Origin of the sequence: Bosea vestrisii (assembly GCF_030144325.1) — a bacterium.
Classification (GTDB): Bacteria; Pseudomonadota; Alphaproteobacteria; order Rhizobiales; family Beijerinckiaceae; genus Allobosea; species Allobosea vestrisii_A.
The window spans coordinates 192,414-217,907 of sequence record NZ_CP126308.1 but is presented as its reverse complement, the minus strand read 5'-3'; the positions used below and the strand labels follow the sequence as shown (position 1 = coordinate 217,907).

The following is a 25,494-nucleotide window of genomic DNA, read 5'->3' as shown; positions in this document are numbered from 1 at the left end:
GGCCTAAGCAAATTACTGTCGTGCCAACACAACATAGCCAATGCTTTATGGGTGGAGATGACTGATGCAGTATGCCAATGCCTGGCTCCGTGGCATCTGCCTGTTACTGATCTTCGTCTCATGGCCGAGAGAAGCCTTTTCTCAGACTTCGGACCCACAGAGGCGTCGCGATGAGCTGGCGAAGGTTCGCGAGCAGATCAACGATCCCGACCCGACGATGCGACTGTCTTTGTTTGAGGCACTGGTTGGCGAGCGCGACACGCTAAAACTCCAGATCGCCATTCAGACGGCCCTGTCAGGTAACGACACCACGCTGCGAGGTGCGGCCTTCCGTGCCTATCTTCAAGGTGTCGGACGCTTTATCGCGGACCTTGCGCTGGAGCCCAATATTCAGCAGCAGCTCGAAAAGGCCCGTCAGCACGATGCTCGCGAGTTATCGCGTGTAACACACGCATTCAACGGTCTGGCCAGGATGATGTCGGCGACGTCGATGCGCGCGGAATTCAACATTACGGAGTTCGATTTCAAATCATCGCGCGGAAAGCTGAGAATTAACTGGTTCTATGGGGGCAAGACGGATGCCAATTTCCAGGTCAATGGTGATCGGCTGATTACAGTTGTTGGAATCGATCACGCGAGTTCAGGGCTTTCTTGCCCGTTGGAGCTCGTTTCGACGCGCAACCTGACCATCGAGGGGTTTTTCGTCTGCTCCGGCACCAGCTACGGTCGGGTTCGCATAACCGCCCCGATGTACTGAAGCACCTCACCGCTCAGCGGACTGTTACGGATCTGATTGAAACTGGGTCGGGGCTATTGGTCGTCAACGTGACTCGAATTGCATCGCGGGTCTGCTCGCCGAAAGCGCAGGCTATGAGACGCGCCGGAGCTGAAGCCTTGCAGGTCTGAATGGTCAGAAATGGATCGCGACGGCGAGGTTCAAGCCTGACTTCGATCGTCACCCCGGTGAGGGCAGGTGAACTTGCGTCGTTGTCCTGCTCAACGGCGACTTCACGGATGGGGATCTGCTTGTCAGATTCAAGCACGAAGGAAATCAGATTGGCTTGCGGCTTGACGGCCCATGCCGGCCTGGAAGGATCGACGAGGCCCGATGGGCCCGCTGCCGCGTCGACCGTGTCGCCCAGCTCAGCGCTGACGTGGCCGAATGCGGGGGTGGACCGTACCTTTGAAGGTCGCGCCTGTTTTAACCGATCAATGACGTCGACCCGCACCGCATGGGCGTGGCCGGTCTTGCCATCGACGTCATAGATCACGCCGACAGGCCCATCCGGATCCAGAACGATCGAACCGCTCCACCCCTTGACGACCTCGACGGCAGGATCGCGTGGCTTCACGGCGAAGAGCTCGCCGCCGCGCATGTCAATGACCGTAATCGCGCGATCGACCCGGACGCGCTGGAGCTCTGTTCGGCCGGTCGTCTCGATCACACCGTCGACCAGTGCCAGCGCTCGTCGCTCGACGCCGATCCGGGAAAGCCGTGATTGCGAGCAGGCGGCGGGGCTTTGAATAGATCTGATCGGCAGCAGGGCGATGTCGGGGCTCAGCGAAAAAACCTCTGGTTCATCGGTTTCGAGTTGACGCGCCCTCCGGTCGCGCACAATCGTGTTCACTGGCCGACCATTGCGCGACACCACATGGGCGGCGGTCAGAACTTTGCAGCGGCCGTCCTGATCGACGAAGAGATAGCCTTGGCCAAACAGGTCTTGACCGGTTTGCAGGCGGACGATCTCGGCCCTGACGCCGGTCGGGGCCCAAAGCATGAGGAGCGCGAGAAGGAACGAGTTACGACTACTCACTTTTCGTACACCAGCGGCAAGATCGATGTGATCACCTGAAGGATGGCCAGGAGGCCTAGCAGTGCAATCTGCAGCCGGACGATATTGGGGTCGGCGATTGCCTGGGTGAAGCCTGAGACGGTAATGATGTCGGGCCGTTCAGGGCCGGGTCTGAATACACGCAGGCCGGTGGCCTCAGTGGCAAGTTGGACCTGGAGAGCGACCTTCTGCGGATCGATATAGGCGGTCCCCCACCAGAAAGACGCCCTATCCTCGAAATCGGCCGCCTCGATCCGGGCTCCTACCGGCAGGCTCATGTCCGAGATTGGATAAACCCCGGAATCGCCAATCTTTATCCCCCAAAGCTGCGTAAGTGACCTGGCCTGGACCTTGAGTTGTCCTTCAAGGAGAAGGCCGCTCGATTGGCCCGACGCAGAGACAGGCCGCGGCTCCTGGCCCAGTCTGACCCGCCCCCATATTGGCAGCCTGATCGGGGAGCAGGCAGGATGTTGCGGCGTTGTCTTGCAGGCGACCTCAGGATCGGCGCGCTTTGAACACTTTTCGTCAGCTATCAGGTCAAGGGGACCGGTGAGCCGACGCTCGTGTGCTGGCAGACTGGCGCTGCCTGAGACCAGTGAAATCACCACTTCTCCAACGACGGGCCGTTCATAGGCGATCACAGCGCCGATATCGGGGACGAACGTTCCTGTCAGGCAGGCTCCGTCCTTGTCGGCGCTTTCTATGGTGCTGCGCATGCCAGTAATAGGGATTGTCGCCAGCCGGCGATCGGTCACCAAGAACTCGACGCGCTCCGCGAGGGCCGTGATCGTGGAAAGGGTGACAGGCGTCGGCAGATTGCGAAGGGCAAAGACGTAGATTCCAAACAATAGGCAAACCGGTAAAGTCAGCCAGAAGATCCTGTTCCAGACTCGCCGGTTTCTCCGAGGACGGCTGGCCTTTGGGCTTGGTCTCAAGCTGTGGTGTTCTGCGACCGGATCGACTTTGTCGCCATCGTTTTGCTTTTCGTTCATGGCCGATCCAATAAAAGCTCGTAGGCGCTGACGGCGCTTGAAAACGTCTCGCGTACCGCGACTTCCAGCGCGTATTTGCCTGATAGCGGGCCTGGCGGAAGCGGCAGTGTGCAGATCGAGCTGAATGCCGTTGATGTCAGCGTCGCGTCGCCCCGGCAGGTAGCTTTGCCGAGGTCCTTGCCGTCGCTGTCCGCGACTTTCACAACGATGCGTTCGACAGGTGCATTGAGCGCGAACTGCAACGCTTCCAGGCGTGTCGCATCCTCGTCGAGCGCAGGCAAAATCGCGCCGACGCGGGGACTTTCGCAATCGTCGATTGCACGTATGAGCACGCCAAAACTCGATTTCGGGGACACGGCAAGACGATCGCGGTAGCGCGATTCATATTGGAATGGCGCTTTCAGAACGCCCCGATCCGGCACGCGGTAGAGGTTCTCAGCCGAGTAGAGGCCGTCGCGACTAGATACGGAGAGGCACAAATGTCCTGCGCTACGCTGCTGACCGAAGCGCACGGCAATCTTTTCGGGACGGAATAGGCCCTCGAGCGTTCCGGAGCCAGACGCCGACGAGCAGGCTCCCGGACACTTTGGCCCGGCCGTCGAAACGCTCGACCCAAGGGCTCCTAGCGAGCTGCAATCTGTTTGCAGCTTGGCTCCAGGCGTCAGCTCCCGCCAGTGCTAACAACGCCGCCAATATCCACTTCATCGGGCCCTCACGAAGGTGACTACCCGCTATCCTAACGGCACACGCGTCGGTTGCTACAGATTTCCTAAGTAGTTATCCGGCTTATGATCTCGTGTTGCCATGCCCCATTGTTATTGGCCGAAGCGGCTCCACGCGACACTCGGCGCGTGGCGACTTCGCAGTTGGCCTTCGCCAAAACCTCAACGTGATGGCGCTTGAGGGCGGGCGCTACGAGGTCGTTGCCGGAGGGCGGCGGCTGCGGGCGTTGAAGAAGCTCGCCAAGGCCGGAGCCGTTGCCAAGGATGTGTCCGTGCCCTGTCTGGTGCTGGGGGAAGGGGACGACCCCGCAGAAATCTCCCTCGTCGAGAACATGGTACGCGTCGCCATGCGGCCCTGTGACCAGTTCGAGGTCTTCAAGGGCCTGATCGACGGGAAGGGGATGACCATCGAGACCGTGGCGGAGCGCTTCGGTGTGAGGCGGCCGTCATCCAGCGATGCTCGCCGGCATCTTCGCCGAAGTACAAGAGAAGATAGGAATGGCCATAGGGGCCGACGTCATACGGCCCTTCGCCATAACCCCCGACTCTGAGCGTTTCGAGCGCTTTGCTGCGCACGAAACGCTTGGTGCCGTTGGCAAGCTGCTGAATGGTCCAGAACGAGAAGCAATGTGCCTCAATCCACCTTAGAAACTCCACCTTGTCTTTCACGCCCAGTTGGGCGCGGAGTTGGAAGTCTCCTTTCAAGAGATCGCCCCAGACCCACTCATGGAGATGATAGGCTGTGATCACAGTGCATGGCCCGGCGCGCCGAATCTGACTCGGAATGGAAATCGTCGAAATCGGCGACCAGCATGGCGTAGAAGTCACGCCAGCCCTTCACATCGAACATGAAGACCTCCCTCCGCGACCTCAGATTAACACCCGCTCGACCTCGTCGAGCGTGATGTCCTCGGAACGGTGATCATAGAGCTGGGTCGTGCGGGTCGAGGCATGATTGGCCATCGCGGCGGCTTTCTCAAGAGTGCCGCCGTTTTTCAAGTAGGCGGTGATGCCGGTGGCTCGGAAGGTATGGTTGCCGATCTTGGTCCCGATCTCGGCCGTCGCCGCGCGCCGCCCGATCATCTGGTAGGCGCTGGCCTGGGGCAGCGGATCGCCGCTGAGCTGGCCAGTGCCGCGCAGGATCGTCTGGAACAGCCAGGCGCGCGGCTGATCCCGCAATTCGGCGCGCTCCAGATAGTCGCTGAGATAGGTTTCGAGATTGTGGTGGCAGGGCATCTCGTGGCGCTTACCGCCCTTCTCGTGCAGCCGCCCCCACAGCCGGCGTTGTTGCACAAACACGTCCTCGACGCACAGGCCGATCACCGCGCCGATGCGCGCGAACGAGTGGACGGGGAGCCGACCCCTATGGGCCATTGGAAGCAAATCGGGGTCAAGAACCGCCAGCAGGGGGCGAGGCACGCGGCGTGGTCCTGGTGGCGCCGGTATGGGCTGAGCCTGCTGATTGGCCTACTGGCCCTAGCAGTCTGGCTGGTAGTGCTCGCCCCGCTTTGGCGCAGGCAGTTGTAAGTCTACCGCCGTGGCTGACGGAAAAGAGGGCAGGGGTCGCTGACGTTTCACAACGTTCCGGGCATGCTTATGGCATGCGCTCGATACTGCTCGCGGCTTAGCTGGAAGCCCCGCCATTCACATGATTTGGCGGTCGCTGAGATGCAATCTGGCTATCCACTTCATGCGGTTGCGCCTGTTCAGATTGCTAAAGCGAACGAATTCAACGCGCTGACTACGCTCGCGGGGTATGGGTATTCCAATGTTGATAATGGAACTAAGGGGCGTTTTAATTTGACATGGGTTGCGCCCGTGAAGCGCGAGTCAAACGAGATGAGCTTTAACCCGCAATCCGATGGAAAGAGGACGGGATTTTGTGGAGGAGACTCCGGTGGTCCTGTTCTTGCGGGGCGTTACAGGGGTTGTAAGCCCGTTGACATTTATCCGGAGCGGAGGCCGAAGCTCATCCAAGGGCTTATATCTTACTATTACCCGGAAGCACCTGAAAGCGGCGAAACCGACGAACAACTTAGCGCGCAAGCTTGCATCGCTTCTAAAAGAATGGTGCTCCAAGAATTACGGGACCAGAACGCAGGCGCTGGATTTGCCGAGCGACCGGCGGCTCTGCTCTGGGATGCCAAGGAGAATGAGGGGCTTCGCCCTTCACCTATGGAGTTGCGCTGTCGCTGCCTTCTATTGCTCAGCTATATCACCAGTGGTTGCCTGTTCAAATTCGTTGGCTGCTTCGCGAGAGGTGGCCGGCCGCCTGTTCAATATCGAGGTAGAGCGGTTGGTTCTATCCCGAACCAACAGCGTTGAAGTTCGTGTCGTGCGGCCTGGATTCGCAGCATCATCGGACTATAGGGCGCGTCGAGTGACAATTTTGTTAGATATCAAAGATCGAATAGTCGCCGTTACCTGTGGGTAATGGTAAGATAGGCGTTACATGAAGGTTCTTTTTTGTCGAAAATGGACGATCACGCTCGTTTATCCTTAAAGTGGTTGAAAATTACTTCGAAAACTGACTTCAAAATCGAGAAAAATCCCGTTTCTAATACTGCCTCGAAATCAGATAAGCAAGCGTTCTACCTCGTCTTGAGTGATGTCGTCAGACTGGCGGCCGTAGAGCTGTGTGGTACGGGTAGAAGCATGATTGGCCATAGTAGCTGCACGCTCAAGGACTCCGCCATTTTTCAGGTAGGCAGCGCGCTGGAAAGTGGTTCTGCGCGTCTCACTGAGGACAGCTGTGCCGCAGCGGTGGGGGCCATGGCTGAAGGCTCAGAAGCGGATGGGTCACAGGCGCCTGCGAATTCTGGTGGTTGGCTGTCGCAGCGTGAAACCCGGCCGGTGAACGGCGACGCATGGTAATGGCACTCTGTCGCCTCTCTCAATCCGAGTTGTCGGCGCCGTCCCTCCACTCGCAATGGTAGCAAGTGACACAGCGAAAGCTAAAGGTGCAGTCAGCCAACACGGATCGCCATGTCAACGCTGGCAAAGGCGAGATCCACGTCTGGTCGTTTAGCGTCTGTCCCACTCGGCAGGCGAGATAGCGCGGGGAAGAGCAGCGTTGCTGCTTCATCGGTCTCTTCGCCATTTAGCCGACAGCCGGCTCAATGCGGCAGTGACGCTGTCTGTGCTGCAGTGCGTCCAACGCAGCAGCATCATGGTCGCGCTAGCGTTGTGCGTTATCGCATGTCTGCATGGCCTCCTCCGACGAAAGCTGATCTAGCTTTAGGCTGCAGGGGGCTTCGTTTCGCCGCACAGGCACAAGCTGGGGTAAATTGTGACATATCGCTTCGTACATGCGGCGGATATTCACCTGGATTCGCCGCTGCGATCCCTTGCGCTGCGCGACCCAAACCTCGCCGATCTGATCGGAAACGCCACCCGGCGCGCCTTCGTGCGGCTCGTCGATCTCTGCCTCGACGAGCAGGTCGATGCGCTGCTGCTGGCCGGCGATCTCTATGATGGCGATCAGACCTCGATGAAGACAGCGCGGTTTTTGGCCGAGCAGCTCCGGCGGCTGCATGAGGCCGGCATTCGCGTCTTCGTCATTCGTGGCAATCATGACGCGTTGTCGCGGATCACCAAGGAACTGTCCCTTCCGGATTCCGTGAAGCTGTTCGGCGGCCGCGCCGAGGTGATTGCGATCGACCGAAGCGGCGACCAGTTTCCCGTCGCGATCCACGGTCTCAGTTTCGCCCAACCCCACGCTCCCGAAAGCCTGATCGGCCGGTACAAGCCGCCAGTCGAGGGCGCCGTGAATATCGGACTGATGCACACCAGTCTCGCCGGCGCCGCCGGACACGATGTCTATGCGCCATGCAGCCTGGCTGACCTGCAGGGCACCGGCTTTCGGTACTGGGCGCTCGGCCATGTTCACAAACGCTCAGTTGCCGAGGGCGACTGCGCCATCGTGATGCCCGGCATGCCGCAGGGCCGCGACATCAACGAGGCCGGCGCCAAATCGGTGACCCTGGTCACGATCGGCGACGATCGCTCGATCCGGATCGAAGAGCGCATCACCAGCATCGCGCAGTTCGAGAGGGTTGCCGTCGATGCGACGGGGATCGACGATTGGCGCGACCTCGTCGCTTTGCTGGCGCGAGCGCTGGAGCAGGCGCGCGGCGATGTCGCCTCGGAGCACCTCGTCGCCCGCCTGCGGATAACGGGAGCGACGCCGCTGGCTTGGCGCATCCGGCGCGATCTCGACCTCCTCAAAACGGAGGCCGACGATCGGGCCTCCGTCATCGGGAGCTGCTGGGTCGAGAAGCTCGAGGTCGATTGCCGGGCGCCAGGCATGGTGGCCGGCTCATCGGCCGATCCGCTCACCGAGCTGCGCCGTCTGATCGACGAGGAGGTCATCGGCTCCGACGCCTATCAGGCTGAGGTCGCTGCCATTGCTGAAGAACTCAGGACGCAGCTTCCACAGGAATGCCGCAGCCTGCTCGGCTCAGATGAGGAAGCGTTCAAGGCCACGATTGCGGCGTTGGCGAAGGATGGATCCGAAGACGTGCTTGCCAGGCTTCACGCCGGTGCGGAAGGCGGCGTTTCCCGATGCGCCTAAAATGCCTTGATCTCACGCGCTATGGCAAGTTCACCGACCATCGCATCGAGTTTGGCGAGCGGGTGGAAGGCCAACCCGACCTGCACATCGTCTATGGCCCCAACGAGGCCGGCAAATCAACGGCCCTGGCCGGCTTTCTCGATCTCCTCTTCGGGATCGAGACCCGCAGCCGCTTCAACTTCATCCATCCCTATCCGACGATGCGCGTCGGCGGGACATTGGAGCTTGCCGGCGGTCCCCAGGAACTCGTTCGGATCAAGCGGCCACAGAACAGCCTGCTCGACGCGCGTGACCAGCCGATTGCCGAGGGTGTCCTCCTGGGAGAACTCGGCGGCATCGACCGTGATTCCTATCGGACCATGTTCTCGCTCGACGATGCGACGCTGGAGGCAGGCGGCGAAAGCATCCTGTCGAGCAAGGGCGATCTCGGCCAGCTCCTGTTTTCCGCGAGCGCGGGTCTGGCGGATCTCAGCAAAGGTCTCGTCGATCTCAAGGCCGAGGCCGAGGGCTTCTACAAATACCGCGCCCGCAGCGGCGAGCTGTCGGAGCTCAAGGCCCGTCTCGGAGAGCTCAAGGCAGGGCGGGAGCGGGTCGATACGCTTGCGTCCGACTATGCCCAGCTGATCGATGCTCGTGATCGGGCTGCCGTCCAGTATGAAGAGGCGATCGTCAGCCGCAGCCGGATCCAGGCGCGCATGGACGAGATCCAGCGCCATTTGAACGCCTTGCCGCGCCTGGCGGATTTGCGCGCGCTCCGTCAGCGTATCGCGCCCTTGGCCGACCTTCCCGACGCTCCGCGCGGCTGGGCCGAGGAGCTGCCGCAGTTGCAGAAGGACGACATCGAGCTCGGCATTCGCGCGCAAAGTCTCACCGAGGAGATTGCGGAGCTGTCGGGGCAACTCGATGCGATCGTGGTGGACGAGACGGCGTTGCGGCTGGCCGACAAGGTCGATCGGCTTGCCGATCTTCGTGCTCGCCATGTCACGGCGGAGAAGGACATCCCTGAGCGCCGTCTGCAACTGCGCGAAGCCGAATTCGCGATCTCCACGATCCTGGGCCGCATCGAGCGGACCGGAGAGACAGATCCCCATCGCCTCGTGCTGGGAGCCTCGGTCATGGGCGCTCTTCGCGCCCTAATCGAGACGCGCTCCGGCATCGAGGCTGCGCTGAAATCGGCTGCCGATGAGCTGTCCGAGGCTCGTCGGCGATTGGAGGAGGCGCAGGCGAAACTGCGCGAGGCCGGCGGCGATCCGGAGATGGGACAGGGACGAGAGACGCGGATGTCATTGCTCGCGGCGACCGTTGCGGCCGCGCGGTCGGACGACCACGCTACGCGTCGTCGCTTGGCCGAGCGGGCTCGTGAGGCCGCCCGCCTGACGTTGGCGGATCGCATGCGCGAACTGCGGCCCTGGAACGGTGACATCGATGAGCTCGTCGATCTGCCGGCTCCCGATGCGGGGGAGATTCAGCGCTGGAAGCTCGCGACCGCCGAAACACAAAAGCAGATCGATCAGCATGCCGGCGAGGTCGAGCGACTGACGACGGAGCAGATCCGCCTGACGGCTGAGCTGGACGCGCTCAGCGGGATCTCAGGTCTCGTCTCCGATCAGGAAGCCGCGAGCATCCGCGCAATCCGGGAGCAGGCCTGGGCCGAGCATCGCGGTAAGCTCGACACCGCTTCTGCCGACGGCTTCGAGGCGGTGCTTCGGCGTGACGACATCGTCACGAGCGGACGGCTCGGTCACATGGGGGATGTGGCAAAACTCCACCAGGCGAGCCAGGCACTGGCCATCGTCAAGGCAGAGTGCCATCGCGCCATCGAACTTCGGGATGTCGCGACAACGGCTATGCAGGACCTCCAGCGCGAGATAGCGGCAGCCGTAGCTGCGATCTGCCCGGCGCTGTCGAATAGTATCTCGCTGCCTCAGTTCGAAGCCTGGCTCGGCCGGCGTGACAAGGCTTTAGAGGCGCGGACGCTTGTCCGCGCGGCGGAGAGCGATCTCCGCGAGGCGGACGCCGATGCCGTGGCCGTTCGGGATCGGCTGGCCGCCGCGCTCAACGCGGCGGGTCTGCCGCAGGGTGCGGATGCCGGCTTCGAGGCGCTGCTGGTAGCAGGGCAGGGGGCGATCGACCGGGAGGTCGAGCTGAAGGCCTTGCGGGCCAGTGTGGATGAGCGGCAGCGCGACTTGGCGAGCCGCGAGCGCGAGGTCGAAAAGGCTACGGAAGCCGACCGGGACTGGACCGCCTCGTGGACCAAAGCTTGCTCGGTCTGTTGGCTAGGAGAGGGCGGCACAGCGCCGACGCTCGCGACCGCTCGCGAAATCCTCGCGGCCATTACCGAACTTGGCCCCGTGCTGGAGAAGAAGGCCAGTCTCGTCGACCGGATCGGCAAGATGGAGAAGGATCAGACCGCATTCCGCGATGAGGCTGAAGAGCTCGCCAGTGAGATGGGGATCGTTGCGCCGTCGGGCGATATCCTGGATCTGGCGCAGGCGGTCAGCGCTCAGATTCAAGAAGCCCACGCCGAGCGCACGCGGCGGGCGACCGCGGCCCAAAACCTCGAGGCTGCTCGGACCCGGCAACGCACGCTCTCCGAGACCTTGGCGATTCACGATCGCCGCAAGGCGGAGATGACCGCGTTCTTCGGCGCCGCGACCTTGGCGGAGGTCTCCGGCAGGCTGTTGGCCATCGAGAAGAGGGCGGAGTTGGCGGCGTTGGCCGATGCTGCCGAGCGTGACATCCTGGGTGCTCTTCGGCTGCCCACAATAGACGCGGCGGAAGCCGCCCTCGATCTCGCCGATCACACCGCCCTGGAGGTCGAGCTTGTCGAGCTAAAGGCCCGCTTCGATGATCAGGACCAGCGCAGCCGCGACATGTTCTCCGCTCACAGCAAGGCGCTCGACCAGGTCGAGGCCGTCGGCGGCGATGGCGCCGTGGCGAGGATCGAGGAAGAGAAGCGTACGCTGCTGCTCGACATCGAGGATCGCGCGCTACGCTATCTCCGGCTGAAGCTTGGCGCGGCCGCGGCCGAACAGGCGCTGCGCGCCTATCGCGACCGGCATCGCAGTTCGATGATGGCGAAAGCCTCCGAGGCCTTCGCCACGATCAGCCGTGGCGCGTATACCGGGCTTGCCGCCCAGCCGGAGAAGGACGGCGAGATCCTGATTGCGCTGGCAGCTGGCGGAGGCTCGAAGGAGGCGGCGGAGCTGTCGAAGGGCACGCGTTTCCAGCTCTATCTCGCGCTGCGCGTCGCCGGGTACTACGAATTCGTCGCCTCTCGGCCGCCGGTGCCGTTCATCGCCGATGACATCATGGAGACCTTTGATGATTTTCGGGCCGAGGAGGCGTTCCGGCTCTTTGGTGAGATGGCCCAGGTTGGACAGGTGATCTATCTCACCCACCATCCGCATCTTTGCGAGATCGCGCGGCGGGTGTGTCCCGGCGCAAAGATTCACGAATTGGCCCCGGGCCCGCAGTAGTCCCGAAGGGAACCATCTCGGAATTCGAAACCATCTTCGCTCAGGCCTGCTTTCTCGGCGAGGGAAGTTACAAAGGGCTCGCCGGTTGATTCTGAGATTTATGATGCGGGGAAGAATCTTCCTGCGGCGTCATGGCAAGATCCGCGTCAATCGCCAAACACTTGTAAAAAGGCGCAGAGGGATAGATATCGTCTGCATTGATTTTTTGGCCGAGGAACAGAATGCCCGAAAACAACGAAGAACTTCTCGGCCTGACCGCTACGATCGTTGCAGCCTATGTCGCGAACAATAATGTCCCGCGTGGCGATCTGGCCGACCTCATTGCCAGCACTCATGCTGCGTTTACAAAGCTTGGCGGCGAACCCAAACCTCTTCCGGTGGCGCCACTGGTTCCCGCGATTCCGATCAGGAAGTCTGTCACGCCGGACGCGATCATCTGCCTGGAAGACGGCAAGAAGTTCAAATCGCTGAAGCGGCACCTGAGCAGCAAGTTCGGCCTAACGCCGGAGCAGTACCGCACGAAATGGGGTCTGCCTCCCGACTATCCCATGGTCGCGCCCAATTATGCTGAAGCCCGCTCCGCACTGGCACGGTCAATGGGCCTTGGGCGAAAGGCCGCGCCGATTCCAGTCCCTGCTCCCGAGCCAGCCAAGCCGGCAAGGGCGAAGCGTGCGAGCCGGCCAAAGCAAACCACCTAACCGTGTCGGGCTGAGCCAAGCTGCCCCCCGCCGCGAATTCGTATCGGCAGCATGAGGGCAGACGTATGGCGAATTTCATGCCCACAGTGCATGGCAAAGCTATCCTATGCTGCATTGCAAAAAGGCGCTTGGCTTCTAGTTTAGCACTTACGGTTGTTCGAGACGGGCTCTGCTACCTCCTCCCGGCATCGAGTTCGTTTCAGCCGTTCCCCACTGAGATGTTTGGCGGAAACGCCGGATGTTTCAAACTTTTGGGCCGGCTCCTCGCGGACGCCGGCCTTTTTTGGGCTATGAGCCTGAGCCGCTCCGTGACTTGGGCACTGCGGCGGCCGATGGGGCAGGCTTTGGGAGCGACGCCGGGATGCGAATTGCTCGCTGCAACAGCACGCGTGCCATTTCGATCACGCCGAACATGAGAATGGCCGTCAGCACGCAACACCTCTTGTCGAACTGCGTCGGCCGCGAGAACGTCGCAGCCAGATCGAGGGAGGTGCTGATGGCTGCGTCCAACTCTTCCGAAACAGAGATGGCAAGGGCTAACGGGGTTCTGATCCGAGCGGCGATCGTCGTTGTGGTGGGCGCGATTGTGCTGGTCCCGCTGATCAGATGATCCCGTCCTCACAGAACGGATGACGGCCTCGATGCGGCTCAGGTTAGGCCCTTGTCCAGAGCTGTTGCTGGCCTTGGCGTAGCCTGATCGAGGAAGAGCTGCACCCCCTTGGCGGCTAAACGCTCCTCACCCTGCTCCCACAAACCGACAATGATGTAGCCCAGCCGCTCGCGAGCAACGGACTGCCCCGCGGGGGCAATCGGCGTTGCGCTGTTGATGCCAATCCATGCAGCGTCGAAGGCGGCAGATAGCTTCGCCAGTTCCTGCGGTTCGGCAACGATTGAACGAAACGGCATAGCCACTCCAGTGTCCTCTAAGAGCATGCGGGGTATTAGCACCGACACGCCCGACAAGCGCCATTGGCAGGGTGAGCAGGCGAAGTCCGGGCAAGATGATGTCGCGCGATCCCTCGTTCGTGATCGAAATTCAGGGCGAAGGCTCGCCGCTCACAGGTTTTCGTTGCTGGTTACTAATTTTCATGAGATAAGATGTGAAGTATTGATTTTCATGATCTGGTGTCGAAATTCATGCTGAAAGGCCCACAGAGGTCATTTTCAGGGACCGTGACCGTTTTTCACGACCGATGGCTGCCGGAAGCGGCTATGCCGGTCGGCTATGCGGCCCTGATTGACGCCTATAATCTGGCGGTCCCGATCCCGCTCACCCTTGCGGCTGTTGGTCCTCGCCACAAGGTCTATAAGGCCGATGGCTGGAGCATCTATACCCCCCGTCACGCGCCAGATGCCGAACTCGGCGGGCATCTTACCTTCGCCCTGCGCTATGAAGGGCTGGATCTGGCCGTGCTGAAGGCGCTGTTTCGCGTCGCCGGCTCCGACCCGATCGCCGATATAGTCCGAGCTGCTCCGACGGGCGCCTATGCGCGGCGGCTGTGGTTTCTGTATGAATGGCTGCTGGACGAACCGCTCGATCTGCCCGATGCCGGGCAGGGCGCCTATGCCCTGGTCGTGGATCCGGAACGGCAATGGGCGACGAAGGGTACAACCTCGACCCGTCATCGCGTGAAGAACAATCTGCCGGGAACGCCTGCGTTCTGCCCGATGATTTTTCGGACGCAGGCGCTGGAGGCGTTCGTCGCCCGCAATCTGGCGGAGGAGGCCCGGCGTCTCGTCGCCGAAGTGCCAGCAGATCTGCTGGCGCGAACGGCGGCCTTCCTGCTGCTGAAGGACTCACGGTCGAGCTTCCAGATCGAAGGCGAAGACCCGCCGCAGGACCGCATCCAGCGCTGGGGGCAGGTGATCGGGGAGGCGGGACGACGTCCACTCGACCGCTCAGAGCTGGAACGCCTGCAGCGCATCGTCATCGGTGACGCGCGTTTCGTACATCTGGGGCTGCGTTTGGAGGGTGGCTTCGTCGGAGAGCATGAGCGCAATACAGGGGCACCCATTCCCGACCATATCAGCGCACGGCACCAGGATCTGCCCGAGTTGGTCAAGGGATTGACCGCCTTTGACAGGGGCGCAGCCCAGGAGTTCGATCCCGTGCTTGCCGCCGCCATTTTGGCCTTCGGCTTCGTCTATATCCACCCCTTCGAAGACGGGAATGGCCGCCTGCACCGCTATCTCATCCACCATGTGCTCGCCGAGCGCGGCTTCAATCCACCAAGCTTAGTCTTCCCTGTCTCGGCGGTCATCCTTGACCGAATCGGCGATTACCGCCGGATCCTGGAGAGCTACTCTCGCCGCATGCTGCCGCATGTGCGCTGGCGACCGACCGACCGCGGTAATGTCGAGGTGCTGAACGAGACGATCGACTTCTACCGCTACTTCGATGCAACCCCCCATGCGGAATTCCTGTTCGCCTGTGTCGCTCGCACGGTCGATGTCGACCTGCCGGCGGAGACCTCCTTCCTCAGGGCCCATGATACGTTCAAGGGCCGCGTCTCAGCCATTATCGACATGCCCGATAGGCTTCTGGACCTGCTGTTCCGGTTCCTGCGCCAGAATGACGGGCAGCTGTCGAAGCGAGCGCGCGAGCGGGAATTCGCCGATCTGACTGACGACGAGGCCGCAAGGGTTGAGGGTATCTATGCCGAGCTCCGCGCGGTCTTCTGAGCACCGTACAAAAGGCGCGTGATAATGCTCTGATGTGTTTGAGCACCGAAGACTGACCCCACCTCAAATGGGCATATAAACCGTTCAATTTAAAAGGTTATCTGCATTCGGAGAGGGGCACGTCAGCGCCGATGGTGGCCCCTCTTCGAACAGAAAAATACCAATCAAGTCAGTAGGTTAAAAGCAAAAATCGCCGGGTCAATCTTCGGCGCCTGTTCACACCTGACGGCGGCCACGATCGATGGCCTTGACGCGCTGGAGGCCGATGCCTCGGAGACGAAATAGCTTTCGGCGTCGGAGACGGCCTGCGAAAGCGGATCGGATCCTCTTCCCTGTTCGTCGTTGGGCGCGGCCTCAGCGGGCACCTGCTCCGATGAGGGCGCGCCAGGTCTTGATAAATTTTGCGCGCTTCACCCAGAATGACGACATCCGTGTGTTGCGGCGGCAGCCTCATGCGCCGAGACGCCTGAACGTGTTCGGATCGCCGGCGAGCAATGGCAAAATCACTGACGCGTCTTCCAACTGCTCCAGCACGTCGACCGTCATCATCAGCGTCTCCGTGGCATCCTGACAAAGCGCGCGCCGCGCTAGTCCCCTGAATTTGCCCCGCAGCTCGGAATCGGACAGTGGATTTGTCGGAGACCCCTTCGGGTCGAAAACCTGATGGGAGTGAATGCGCCCGTCGGTATCCACGATTTCCACGAAGGGATTCTCGGAATGGGGCAACACCTTGTCCGGGACCATCCTGATTTTTGCCAGCATGGCCGTCACCTCCGGCGCACGCAGCTGTGCGTCCTCGTAGGAACGCAGGTCGCAAGCGCCCCAGACGAACCGCAGAGCCACGGCGAGGGGCAGGCTCATCTGCGCTCCAGCCAGGCTCGAAATGTCACGTCCGCCGCACATCTCGTCGAGAAAGGTGCTGCAGTGGAGCCGGATCTCGGCGACATCCATCATGCGGATCCCGTCGCGATCGATGATGTGACCAACGCAGTCGATGCCGGAATGTGTGCCCCGGCATGAGGCATAGGGCTTGATCGAAACGCGGCCGAGCCGCCAGACGTCGCCCATGCCGACGCACAAGGCGGTCCTGTCGGCCGTCGCGAGAGCGAATGTATTGAGAAAGCCGCCCCAGATATCGTCCAGAACCCCTTGCGGGCCTTTCAGGCCCTCCATCGCCAGCAGTGCCGACATCACGCCGCCTTCCGCCGCTCGCCCGGCATGGAGCCTCTTGCTGTGCGCCGCGTCCTGCACGAACGCCCAGGTCCCTCCGCTGAAGCTGGCGGAGAGTCCGATCGCCGAGGCCATCTCAACGGGAGACCGGCCGAGAATGCGGGCGCTGGCGACCGCAGCACCGAATGTCCCGCAGGTGCCGGTCGAATGCCAGCCCGCACCGTTATGGGGGTGATATCCCCCGCAGGCCTCCAGCGCCCGCCGGGCGAATTCGTAGCCGAGCACGACTGCCAAGATCAGTTCGCGGCCGGACACTTTTCCTTGGGCAACCGCCAGGGCAGCCAGCGCAGCAGGCAGGACGACGGCGCCGGAATGATCGCATCCGCCCGTATCGTCCAGTTCGAAGGCGTGAGATGCCACACCGTTGGCCCAGGCCGCGCTCGTAGGCGACAGGCCGACGTCCCGACCCCAGACCCCGCAAGGCCCGCCAGCACCAAAGCGCGTGTGGACGGCGGTCGCCGCGATCGCTTCCCTGGACGTCGAGCCCGCCAGCGCCACGCCGAGCGTGTCCAGAATATGCAGCTTGGCCTTGGCGACGATCGCACCGGGCAGATCCTCGAAGATGGCCTGGCTCGCGAAGCGGCTCCAGGTCTCGACAACGCCGACATCCTTCGTCATGGCAGGAATCTCCGGCCGGCAGGAGCCGGCGAGCACTGGTGTGAGTTTGGAAGGGATGCAGCTATCATGGCGCGTCCGCCGAACCGTTCAGATCGAGACCGATGACGACGTCGCAGAAGTTGGGATTCGATCTTTGGCAATTGGAGATCTTTCGAACGGTCGTCGCCGCCGGCAACCTGACGAAAGGCGCGCGCCAGGTCGGGTTGACGCAATCGGCGGTGTCGCAGGTCGTGGCCAATCTCGAGAAGGCCATGGGCGTCGCCCTGCTCGACCGCGACATACGGCCCGTGCAGGCCACGACAGCCGGTCGACTGCTCATGGAAAAAGCCCATGACTTGCTGGAGCAGGCTCGTGAGCTCGAGACAGCCGTCAAATCGACGGCTCACCATGTGATCCCGACATTGCGAATCTCGATGGTCGCCTCGCTGACCACGACGCTCGGGCCAGATTTCGTCCGAGAACTGGGCAAGAGCGTCAAACGATGCTCGCTGTTTGCAAACATGCGGGGCATCAGCGAGGAACAGTTCCAAGCCCGTGAAATCGACATCCTCATTGGCATCGATCTTCTCAGGGAAGTCGATGCAGCCATCACGATTCCGCTCCTGATCGAGCCTTACGCCCTGGCGCTGCCTGCCGAGTGGGATATCGAGGTCCGGTCTTTGGCGGATCTCAAAGGTCGCAATTTCATTCGGCATACCCATCGCACGAGTGCCGGCCGCCAGGTCGAACAGGTGATCCGGCAATTGAGGCTGGAGTTCCCGCGGGAGTTCGAGAGCGATACGGCCGATACGATCGCGACAATGGTGTCGGCGGGTCTGGGATGGTCGATCACCACCCCGCTGATGGCCTTGCAGACCAAGGAGCGGATGACGGGGGTTCGACTGCTGCCGCTGCCGGGCATCAAGGTGCGGCGGCGCATCGATCTTTATTCCAGGAAGTCCGAACTCGGCACGATACCGCACGAGGTAGCCCATGTCCTTCAGGTCTTGCTTCGGGATAAGATTGCCCCCAGCCTGCATGCCATCGCTCCGTGGATGGGTGATCAGCTCCACGTTTTCGAGCATCCGCGCGGATGACTCGCCGCGACGGGAGCCTGCGGGACGACAATCCCGCAGGCCCGTGCTGGTTACTTCAGCGGCACTTCGTTGACGGAAACCTCGGTGATCGCGCTGGGCTGCACCTCGTATTTGTCGACGATCTTCTTATAGGTCCCATCAGTCAGCAGCGCCTTGAGCGCGCCCGCGACGGCGTCACGCAGCTCGCTGTTCTTCTTCGACACACCGATGCCCTGATAGGTGATGGCGAAGGGAGCGCCGACGAGCTTGTAGGTGTCGGGGTCGAGCTTCATCAGGTAGGGTAGGCTCTCATTGCCCTGGGCGCCGGCATCGATGCGGCCCTGCCGGAGCTGCGCGCGCGCGTCGGCGGAGCCTTCCGTTCCGACCACCTTGATCGCGGGTTTGCCGGCCTTGACGCAGAACTGCTCGCTCCACGCCTCGATGTCCTTGGGAAAGTTCGTACGACGGCTGGCGCCGACCGTCTTGCCGCAGAGGTCGGTCGCCTCCTTGAATTCGGCCGCACGCTTGGGCTGGACGAAGTACTGAACGCCCGACTTCATGTAATCGACGAAATCGATGGTCTCGCGGCGGGCGGGGAGGTCGTTCATGCCGCCGAGGATCAGATCGATCCGGTCGGTCGTGACCGCGCTGATCATCTGCTCGAAGCTGGTGTCCTGCCATTCCACCTTGATGCCGAGCTTCTCGCCGATGGCGTTGCCGATCTCGATGTCATAGCCGGTGAGCTGGTTGGTCGCCGGATCCTTGAACGTCACCGGCGGATAGTTCGGCGTCGTGCCGATGACGATCTTGCCGGCCTTCTTGAACTTTTCGGGCAAAGCCTGAGCCTGTGCGGCCGCGGCGTTGAGGGCAAGCAAGGCGGTCGTAGCGATAATAGCGAACTTCATATCCCACTCCTTTGTTTTCGTTGACGATCTTTCGGCAGTTCAGGCGCGCACCGCGGCAATGAAGTTCTGGGTCCGCTTCTGACTTGGCGAGGAGAGGACCTCCTGAGCGGGGCCGACCTCGATGATCTCGCCCTGGTCCATGAAGACGATGCGGTCGGCCACTTCGCGGGCGAAGCCGAGCTCGTGCGTCACCACCACCATGGTCATGCCGCTGATGGCCAGATCCTTCATCACGGCGAGAACATCGCCGACGAGCTCCGGGTCGAGGGCCGAGGTCGGCTCGTCGAACAGCATGATCTCCGGCCGCATGGCGAGACCGCGCGCGATCGCCACACGCTGTTGCTGACCGCCCGACAGTTCGGACGGATAAGCGTTTTCCTTGTCGGCCAGACCGACCTGGGCAAGCAGCGCCCGGCCACGGGCCTGCGCCTGCTTCAACGGTTCGCCCAGGACCTGGACCGGACCTTCCGTGACGTTCTCCAGTGCCGTGAAGTGCGGGAACAGGTTGAAGCGCTGGAAGACCATGCCCACGCATTGCCGCTGCCGAGCGATCTCGGCGTCCGTCAGGTGATAGAGTTTGGTCCCTTCGCGGCGATACCCGATCAATTCGGCGTTGACCCAGATGGCGCCGCCATCGATCTGCTCGAGCTGGTTGATGCAGCGCAGGAGCGTGCTCTTGCCTGAACCGGACGGACCGATGATGCAGACGACCTCGCCAGGATTGACCTCCAGATTGACGTTCTTGAGCGCCTCGAAGTTTCCAAAGTGCTTGCAGAGGTCGATCGCCCGCACGATCGGGGTGGTGGAGACGGAGGTGGTGCTTGGATTCATGTGGCGCTCCTGTCACAAGCCATGGCGGACAGGGGCGACGCCGCGCCCGAAATAGCGCTCGACGAAGCTCTGGCCGAAGCTCAGCACCGAGACGACGGCGAGGTACCAGATGCTGGCGACCACGAGCAGTTCGAGCACGCGGGAATTCGCGTAATAGATCGTCTGCGCCGCATGGAGCATCTCGGAGTACTGGATCACGCTCGCCAGCGAGGTCAGCTTCACCATTCCGATGAACTCGTTGCCGACCGGCGGAACAATGACGCGCATCGCCTGCGGCATCACGATGCGCCTGAGCATGCGCAGGCGGGTCATGCCGATCGCCTGCGCCGCTTCGTACTGGCCGCGATCGACCGACAGCAGACCGGCGCGGACGACCTCGGACGTGTAGGCCCCCTGCTGGATGCCAAGGCCCAGAAGTCCGGCGACAAACGGCGTCATCACGTCGACCGTGCGGAAGTCGAACAGGCCGGGGAAAGCGATCCGCGGAAATATCAGCGCCAGGTTGAACCAGATCAGCAACTGCAGCAGCGCCGGCGCGCCGCGAAACAGCCAGACATAGAGCTTCGCGACGGTGCTCAAGACGGGGTTCTTGGACAGCCGCATCACGGCGAATAGCACGCCGAGAACGACGCCGAGCACCATCGCGCAGATCGCCAGCAGGATGGTGTTGACGAGGCCAGTCATGATGGCTGGCGCCGTCAGGAACATGCCGACATAGCGCCATTCGATGTCGCCGACGGCAAAGGCCCTGCCCAGCGCCACAAGCACGGCGATGATCAGGATCGTGGCGATGATCCGGCCGTAATGGCGCCGGGGCACGATCGTGTAATGCGCGATCTTGTAGGCGTCTGCCGGCAGTTGCGACATGTCGCTGGCCCTGGCGGCGTTGGTGGTGACGGGCGGCATGGTCATCCTCCCGTGCTCAAGCGAAGCCGAGCCAGCCGACGAAATGGATGGATCGAGTTGGATGAAAGCGTCGTCGGTTTCATGGCATTTTCCCCTCGGCTTGTTTGCGCGACCGTCGTGCGTAGGCGGATCGTCGCGTCAAACGACCCGTTCCGTTGGGCGCATCTCTGAGACAGTGTTCCCGGCGGGCGCGGCGCTGGGATTGCCGAGATAATCCAGTGCGCACATGACCTGCAGCTTCAGTACGGCGATGGCCTCGTCGATGGTGACGTGCTCGTCGTCCCGTCCCATGCTGATCGGCGAAGGCCCGCAGATGATCGCGGGGATCTTGCGCCAGCGCCAATAGCGCGTGTCGGTGCCGCCCAGACTCGAAACCGGCGGGGCGTCATGCCCGAGCAGGGACTTGATGTTGCATCGGAGGATGGTCGCCATCTCGCCGAAGGGATCGGTCATGCTCGCCGGATAGCTGTGATCCTCGTTCATGATCATCTCGCAGCCATGCTTGGCAGCGAGCGTTTCGAGATCGCGGCGGATGGCGTCGCGGTCGGAGCCGATCGGCACGCGAATGTCGAGATGCGTGGTGCAGAGGGTGGGGATCTGCGTCGCCTTCTGCCCGCCTTCGATGATGCCGACATTGACGGTGATGCGGCGCGCGATATCGCCTGCGCCCTTGCCGAGATTGGCGTCCGCGGCTGCGATCGTCTCGGGCGACGTCAGGACCGCCTCGATCTCGGGAGGCAAGGTCGCCAGCTTGAGATGATAGCGTTCGTAGATCAGGGCGACGAGCTTGCAGATGATCTCGATCGGATTGGGTGCGCGATGAGGATAGCCGCCATGCCCTCCCGCGCTCCTGGTGGACAGGGAAAAGCGCAGGGTTCCCTTCTCCGTGAAGCGCAGATTGGCCAACCCGCTGGGCTCGCCGTTGAGGCAGCAATCGCCGGAGATCTCGTCGGCGAACTCGTCGAATAGATACTTCGTGCCGTAGCGCCCGCCGGATTGCTCGTCGGAGACGACCGTCAGGGTCAAAGCCCCGTTGAGATGCTCGCTGTACGGATGGAGGTAGCAATAGGTCAGGATCGACGCGAGCGTGCCGGTCTTCATGTCGGACGCGCCGCGCCCCATGATCTTGGCGTCGACGATCTCGGCGTCCCACAGGCGCTCGTTGGTGACGGGGAAGACGTCCATATGGCCGTTGAGAACAAGGTGACGACCCGCGCGGGGCGCATCCCACCGACCAATGATATTGGGCATGTCGGCCCTGAGGGAGACGGTCCTGTGTGGGCTACCGAAACTATCGATGATGCCGCGGACGAAATCGGCGGTTTCGCGCATGTCGCCGGGCGGATTGATGCTCTTGATCCGAAGAAACCTGCGCAGGAGATCGACGATCTCATCGCGCTGTTCGTCGATCCTGTGAAGGATTTCGGATTTGATGGCAGCGATGTCTTTGGACATGTGATAATCCGGAGCCGTTACGATATCTGGGAGATGTCGGCACACGACCGAACCGCTCTCCTTTGAAAATCCAATCACGGCACCGGCACAGCCCGAATTAATATAAGAAAATCTACTGGATTAGATCGATCTGGCTAATGGTTATCGGCGACTCTTTTTGGGTTGTGCGCCGCTGTTCTTCCCCGTTGACCGGAGGAGCCGAACCTCGCAAATCGCGATTTGGGGGTCTGCGCAGGCGGATCGTGGCAATCCCACGCTTGTGGACGGCTCGTGTTTCGCCGCCAGGCCCGAGATGAACTAAGCCGAGCCAAGGCGGACGGCTCGACTTCGACAATCAGGAGTTTGGCGCACCTGCAAATCCTGCTGTCGCGACGTATCCTCTACGACCTCGGCACCATCGAGGTCGTTGGCACACCGACCATTGAGTTCGGTTCCTGAACTCCGCGACGCCGACATCAGGCTTGATCGGACAAGCCCTGTTCGCAGCGCAGCAGCATCCCGAAGAGATCGCGCGGATCATCTGGGTCGGCCAGCAGATCGAGCTCGGTATAGAAGCCGGTCCCCGGCAGTTGCATCCGGACGTACCGAAGCGCGGAGAAGTCCTCGATCGCGAAACCGACGCTGTCGAAGAGCGTGATGGAGCGGTCGCTGCTCCGGCCAGACGCCGAACCGTTCATTACCTGCCAGAGTTCGGTGACAGGGTGATCCGGCTCCAGTTGCTGGATCTCGCCTTCGATCCGCGTCTGCGGCGGATATTCCACAAAGATCTGCGAGCGGAGCAGGATGTCGCGGTGCAGCTCCGTCTTGCCGGGGCAGTCGCCGCCTGGAGTTGACCCGGTTCCGTGGACTGTTCACGGCTTAGGCGGGTCATGTCAGCTCATGATGCTTCCTTTCGTATTCGATGGGCGAGAGGTATCCCAGTGCCGAATGGCGGCGTGACGGGTTGTAGAAGCCTTCGATGAAGTGGAAGACGGCCATCCGCGCCTCGCTGTGCGAGCGGAAGCGGTTTCGGTCGAGCAGCTCGCATTCCAGCGTCGCGAAGAAGCTCTCGCACATGGCATTGTCGTAGGCGTCGCCAACGGAGCCGGTCGAGGGTCTGACGCCGGCGTCCTTGCAGCGACTACCGAAAGCCAGCGAGGTATATTGCGAGCCCTGATCGCTATGGTGGATGACGTTCTCGGGCTTGCGCGCGGCGAGCGCCATGTCGAGGGCGTCGAGCACGACCCGGGTCTTGAGATCGGCGGAGAAAGCCCAGCCGACGATGCGCCTAGACCATGCGTCCAGCACGACCGCCAGGAACAGAAAGCCTGCCAGCGTGGGCACGAAGGTGATGTCGGCGACCCACAGCTCGTTGGGCTTCTCGACGAAGAAGTTTCTCCGGACCAGATCGTGCGCCGGCCGATGATCAGGATCGCGCTTCGTCGTCGTGACGCTCCTGCGCCGGCTGGCGCCGACAAGCCCGGCGGCGCTCATCAGCCGAGCCACGCGCTTCTTGCCGATCGCCACGCCCTCGGCCTTGAGCTCGGCGTGAATGCGCGGTGCACCATAGGTCTTGTGCGAGGCGCCATGGATCGTGCGGATCTTCCGGGTGAGATCAACGTCCCGTGCCGCCCGCAGCGACGCGGGCCTGCCGCGCCAAGCATAATAGCCTGACGCGGAGACCTTGAAGACACGGGCCATGGTCTTGATCGGAAAGACGGCCTGGTGCGCGCTCATGAACCGGAAAACCCGTTCGGGTTCGCCTTGCTCTCCCGCGCGAACCAGGCGGCCGCCTTTGACAGGATATCGCGCTCCTGGCGCAACCGATGGTTCTCACGGCGAAGGCGGATCAGTTCTTCACGCTCGGCGCTGGTCGGGCCATCGCTGCGCTTGCCGGCGTCGCGCTCGGCCTGACGAACCCAGTTGGCGATCGACCGCGCGGTCGGCTCGAACTCCCGGGCAAGCTCTTCAGGCGTTCGCCCGGATCGGACCAACTCCACCATCTGTCGCCGGAACTCCGGCGGATAGGCACTTCGAAAACGCGGCATCGGACACTCCGGAAAATGACTTCCAGGGTGTCCACAAAACCGGATCAACTCCACCCTCGAAGCGGTCCCGAACAATGGTCTCCGCGATTGCCGTTGCGAGATCACGTGCGATGTAGACCAGCCGAAACGCACGATCGGGACTCGAAAAGCGGGTCTGACCAAAACCCATGCCGAGCGGGGTCGCGGTATGCGCGGCCGGCATGACGCGCAGGTAGGATTGCGGCCGGAATGCTAGGGCAAGCTCCGCGACGGTCCTGGGATCAAGCTTCACGATCAGCCGAAGTCACGTTCGGCCGCGTCGATGACCTCGTCAAGATGTCCAGCCTTGAGCCGATCGAGCGGAGTTCCGCCGATGCTCGGCTTGGGCTGAATGAGCCACTGCCAGGCGGCTCTCGGGTTGTCGATGATCCTGGTGACGTCTGACATGCCTTCAACTGGCCGGCCGTCAACGAACTGCTCCAGGGGGAAGACATGCTTGCGCTCGCCCTTGAGCAGCCCAATGACGGCGCCTCGCCTTTGCCAGTCATGCAGGGTCGATCGCTTGGTGCCGAACGCCTTTTCGATGTCACCCGGTCCGGCAACCGCCCCCGCCCAATCCTCAAGGCGAACAGGCGTCGCGTAGGCCGCAAGGCGGCGGCGGCCTTCGTCGAGATCCACCACGTCGGCCAAGCCGACACCCTGGCTGACCTCGACGGTCTTGCCGACCTTGATCTGGATCAGCTTTTCAGTGTGGCGGCCGGCGAGATCGGCGACCACGGTCTGCATAGCCTCGGCAAGGTCGTTTTCGTGAGCCAGAATCTGACGCTGCTGCTCGTCAGACAGCCGGACAGCGGCCGCCGTGAGCGCGGCGACAACCTTGCTCTTGCCCTTCAGCACGGATCTAGAAATTCCAGGATTGTGCCGGGCGAGGACGTCGAGAATGTCGGCGACGGCTGCGCTGTTCACGTTGAACCGCGCTCCACCGCCCAACTTGCGAACCGTTGCGACCATGTTGGCCTCCATACCATCGGAGGTTGATATAGTCCGGATTGTCCGATTTGTCCAGATTCTGCGGCTTGGATGCTAGAGTGCCAGTTGAAGACACCTCCACGGCCAACGGCCGGCTGATGTTCAACTTCTTCGCGGCGCTGGCGGAGTTCGAGCGCGAGTTGATCATCGAGCGCACCAACGCCGGCCTCGCCGCCGCGCGAGCCCGCGGGCGCAGCGGCGGCCGGCCCTTCAAGATGACGTCGGCGAAACTGCGGCTAGCACAGACGGCCATGGGCAAACCTGAAACGAAAATCGCCGATCTCTGCGCCGAACTCGGCGTCACCCGTCAGACGCTCTACCGCCATGTCGCGCCCACAGGCGACCTCAGGCCAGACGGCGAAAAGCTGCTCGGCCGCAAGCCCAAACCGCCGCGTTCCCGGTCCGTCCACCTAAACGCGGTTTAGCGAAATAACTTTGAGTTGCCCCCTTATAGGCAGAATTCGCGAGGTCAATCTACGGC

22 protein-coding genes and 4 pseudogenes are annotated in these 25,494 nt (G+C 62.0%); 10 read left to right on the top strand and 16 right to left on the bottom strand.

Annotated features, from left to right (window positions below):
- Positions 1–64: 64 nt before the first annotated feature.
- A complete protein-coding gene (locus QO058_RS30195) occupies positions 65–757 on the top strand; it encodes a hypothetical protein (protein WP_284173125.1) in 693 nt (230 codons plus the stop codon).
- Positions 758–770: 13 nt separating this feature from the next.
- Here QO058_RS30195 and QO058_RS30190 read toward each other — a convergent pair whose 3' ends face one another.
- The 3 genes from QO058_RS30190 to QO058_RS30180 are packed head-to-tail and all read right to left on the bottom strand — an operon-like array spanning position 771 to position 3,336.
- The gene (locus tag QO058_RS30190) at positions 771–1,778 is read right to left on the bottom strand and encodes a hypothetical protein (RefSeq protein ID WP_284173124.1); all 1,008 of its coding nucleotides are present in this window, start codon (positions 1,776–1,778) and stop codon (positions 771–773) included.
- 32 nt (positions 1,779–1,810) lie between these two features.
- Positions 1,811–2,824, bottom strand: a complete 1,014-nt coding sequence (locus tag QO058_RS30185) for a hypothetical protein (RefSeq protein WP_284173123.1) — start codon at positions 2,822–2,824, stop codon at positions 1,811–1,813.
- The gene (locus tag QO058_RS30180) at positions 2,821–3,336 is read right to left on the bottom strand and encodes a hypothetical protein (protein WP_284173122.1); all 516 of its coding nucleotides are present in this window, start codon (positions 3,334–3,336) and stop codon (positions 2,821–2,823) included. Before QO058_RS30180 ends, QO058_RS30185 begins: the two co-directional genes overlap by 4 nt.
- Positions 3,337–3,620: 284 nt before the next feature.
- On the opposite strand from QO058_RS30180, the gene QO058_RS31600 reads away from it, so the two are divergent.
- Positions 3,621–4,097, top strand: a complete 477-nt coding sequence (locus QO058_RS31600) for a ParB/Srx family N-terminal domain-containing protein (protein WP_432212093.1) — start codon at positions 3,621–3,623, stop codon at positions 4,095–4,097.
- 173 nt (positions 4,098–4,270) lie between these two features.
- Here QO058_RS31600 and QO058_RS30175 read toward each other — a convergent pair whose 3' ends face one another.
- On the bottom strand, positions 4,271–4,396 hold the full coding sequence (locus tag QO058_RS30175; RefSeq protein WP_284173121.1) for a hypothetical protein: 126 nt from the start codon (positions 4,394–4,396) through the stop codon (positions 4,271–4,273).
- Positions 4,397–4,416: 20 nt separating this feature from the next.
- Positions 4,417–4,995: pseudogene (locus tag QO058_RS30170) on the bottom strand (tyrosine-type recombinase/integrase); the annotation flags it as partial.
- Positions 4,996–5,407: 412 nt separating this feature from the next.
- Between QO058_RS30170 and QO058_RS31595 the strand changes: the two are divergent.
- On the top strand, positions 5,408–5,980 hold the full coding sequence (locus QO058_RS31595; RefSeq protein ID WP_432212092.1) for an I78 family peptidase inhibitor: 573 nt from the start codon (positions 5,408–5,410) through the stop codon (positions 5,978–5,980).
- 140 nt (positions 5,981–6,120) lie between these two features.
- Here the strand turns inward: QO058_RS31595 and QO058_RS30165 are convergent.
- A pseudogene (locus QO058_RS30165) lies at positions 6,121–6,255 on the bottom strand (tyrosine-type recombinase/integrase); the annotation flags it as partial.
- A 580-nt stretch (positions 6,256–6,835) separates the two neighbouring features.
- Here QO058_RS30165 and QO058_RS30160 point away from each other — a divergent pair.
- The 3 genes from QO058_RS30160 to QO058_RS30145 all read left to right on the top strand — a co-directional run bounded on the left by QO058_RS30160 (position 6,836) and on the right by QO058_RS30145 (position 12,296).
- Positions 6,836–8,119 (top strand): metallophosphoesterase family protein, encoded by a 1,284-nt coding sequence (locus QO058_RS30160; protein ID WP_284173119.1) that lies wholly within the window; start codon positions 6,836–6,838, stop codon positions 8,117–8,119.
- Entirely contained in the window at positions 8,110–11,598 is a 3,489-nt protein-coding gene (locus QO058_RS30150) for an ATP-binding protein (protein ID WP_432212091.1), read from the top strand. Before QO058_RS30160 ends, QO058_RS30150 begins: the two co-directional genes overlap by 10 nt.
- A gap of 221 nt (positions 11,599–11,819) precedes the next feature.
- Positions 11,820–12,296, top strand: a complete 477-nt coding sequence (locus QO058_RS30145) for a Ros/MucR family transcriptional regulator (protein WP_284173118.1) — start codon at positions 11,820–11,822, stop codon at positions 12,294–12,296.
- Between the two features lie 648 nt (positions 12,297–12,944).
- Here the strand turns inward: QO058_RS30145 and QO058_RS30140 are convergent.
- Entirely contained in the window at positions 12,945–13,202 is a 258-nt protein-coding gene (locus tag QO058_RS30140) for a hypothetical protein (RefSeq protein WP_284173117.1), read from the bottom strand.
- A 231-nt stretch (positions 13,203–13,433) separates the two neighbouring features.
- Here QO058_RS30140 and QO058_RS30135 point away from each other — a divergent pair, with 231 nt between their 5' ends.
- Positions 13,434–14,978 (top strand): Fic family protein, encoded by a 1,545-nt coding sequence (locus QO058_RS30135; RefSeq protein ID WP_284173475.1) that lies wholly within the window; start codon positions 13,434–13,436, stop codon positions 14,976–14,978.
- A 450-nt stretch (positions 14,979–15,428) separates the two neighbouring features.
- Here QO058_RS30135 and QO058_RS30130 read toward each other — a convergent pair whose 3' ends face one another.
- Complete coding sequence (locus QO058_RS30130; RefSeq protein WP_284173115.1) at positions 15,429–16,826, bottom strand: MmgE/PrpD family protein; 1,398 nt, start codon at positions 16,824–16,826, stop codon at positions 15,429–15,431.
- 101 nt (positions 16,827–16,927) lie between these two features.
- On the opposite strand from QO058_RS30130, the gene QO058_RS30125 reads away from it, so the two are divergent.
- The gene (locus QO058_RS30125; protein ID WP_284173114.1) at positions 16,928–17,902 is read left to right on the top strand and encodes a LysR family transcriptional regulator; all 975 of its coding nucleotides are present in this window, start codon (positions 16,928–16,930) and stop codon (positions 17,900–17,902) included.
- A 50-nt stretch (positions 17,903–17,952) separates the two neighbouring features.
- Here the strand turns inward: QO058_RS30125 and QO058_RS30120 are convergent, their stop codons facing one another.
- From QO058_RS30120 to QO058_RS30105, 4 genes are all read right to left on the bottom strand, one after another.
- Positions 17,953–18,786 carry an ABC transporter substrate-binding protein gene (locus QO058_RS30120; protein WP_284173113.1) on the bottom strand — a complete coding sequence of 278 codons (834 nt, stop codon included), beginning with the start codon at positions 18,784–18,786 and terminating at the stop codon, positions 17,953–17,955.
- 39 nt (positions 18,787–18,825) lie between these two features.
- The gene (locus tag QO058_RS30115) at positions 18,826–19,617 is read right to left on the bottom strand and encodes an amino acid ABC transporter ATP-binding protein (protein ID WP_284173112.1); all 792 of its coding nucleotides are present in this window, start codon (positions 19,615–19,617) and stop codon (positions 18,826–18,828) included.
- Positions 19,618–19,629: 12 nt separating this feature from the next.
- Positions 19,630–20,484: an amino acid ABC transporter permease gene (locus QO058_RS30110; protein WP_284173474.1), complete on the bottom strand. Its 855-nt coding sequence runs from the start codon at positions 20,482–20,484 to the stop codon at positions 19,630–19,632.
- 177 nt (positions 20,485–20,661) lie between these two features.
- Complete coding sequence (locus tag QO058_RS30105; RefSeq protein ID WP_284173111.1) at positions 20,662–21,708, bottom strand: M20/M25/M40 family metallo-hydrolase; 1,047 nt, start codon at positions 21,706–21,708, stop codon at positions 20,662–20,664.
- Here QO058_RS30105 and QO058_RS30100 point away from each other — a divergent pair, their 5' ends adjacent.
- Positions 21,709–22,044: a hypothetical protein gene (locus tag QO058_RS30100; protein ID WP_284173110.1), complete on the top strand. Its 336-nt coding sequence runs from the start codon at positions 21,709–21,711 to the stop codon at positions 22,042–22,044.
- Positions 22,045–22,433: 389 nt separating this feature from the next.
- On the opposite strand, the pseudogene QO058_RS30095 reads toward QO058_RS30100, so the two are convergent.
- The 4 genes and pseudogenes from QO058_RS30095 to QO058_RS30080 all read right to left on the bottom strand — a co-directional run.
- A pseudogene (locus QO058_RS30095) lies at positions 22,434–22,802 on the bottom strand (ornithine cyclodeaminase); the annotation flags it as partial.
- 43 nt (positions 22,803–22,845) lie between these two features.
- Positions 22,846–24,005 (bottom strand): IS3 family transposase gene (locus tag QO058_RS30090; RefSeq protein ID WP_284173473.1). Its coding sequence is split into 2 segments (ribosomal slippage): positions 22,846–23,744 and positions 23,744–24,005, totalling 1,161 coding nucleotides; the frame shifts between segments, so codons are not numbered across the junction.
- Positions 23,926–24,174, bottom strand: coding sequence for an RES domain-containing protein (locus tag QO058_RS30085; RefSeq protein ID WP_284173472.1), 249 nt, complete (start codon positions 24,172–24,174; stop codon positions 23,926–23,928). Before QO058_RS30085 ends, QO058_RS30090 begins: the two co-directional genes overlap by 80 nt.
- Positions 24,175–24,278: 104 nt before the next feature.
- The gene (locus QO058_RS30080) at positions 24,279–24,995 is read right to left on the bottom strand and encodes an antitoxin Xre/MbcA/ParS-like domain-containing protein (protein WP_284173109.1); all 717 of its coding nucleotides are present in this window, start codon (positions 24,993–24,995) and stop codon (positions 24,279–24,281) included.
- Between the two features lie 89 nt (positions 24,996–25,084).
- On the opposite strand from QO058_RS30080, the pseudogene QO058_RS30075 reads away from it, so the two are divergent.
- Positions 25,085–25,438 (top strand): annotated as a pseudogene (locus QO058_RS30075) (recombinase family protein); the annotation flags it as partial.
- Positions 25,439–25,494: the final 56 nt, after the last annotated feature.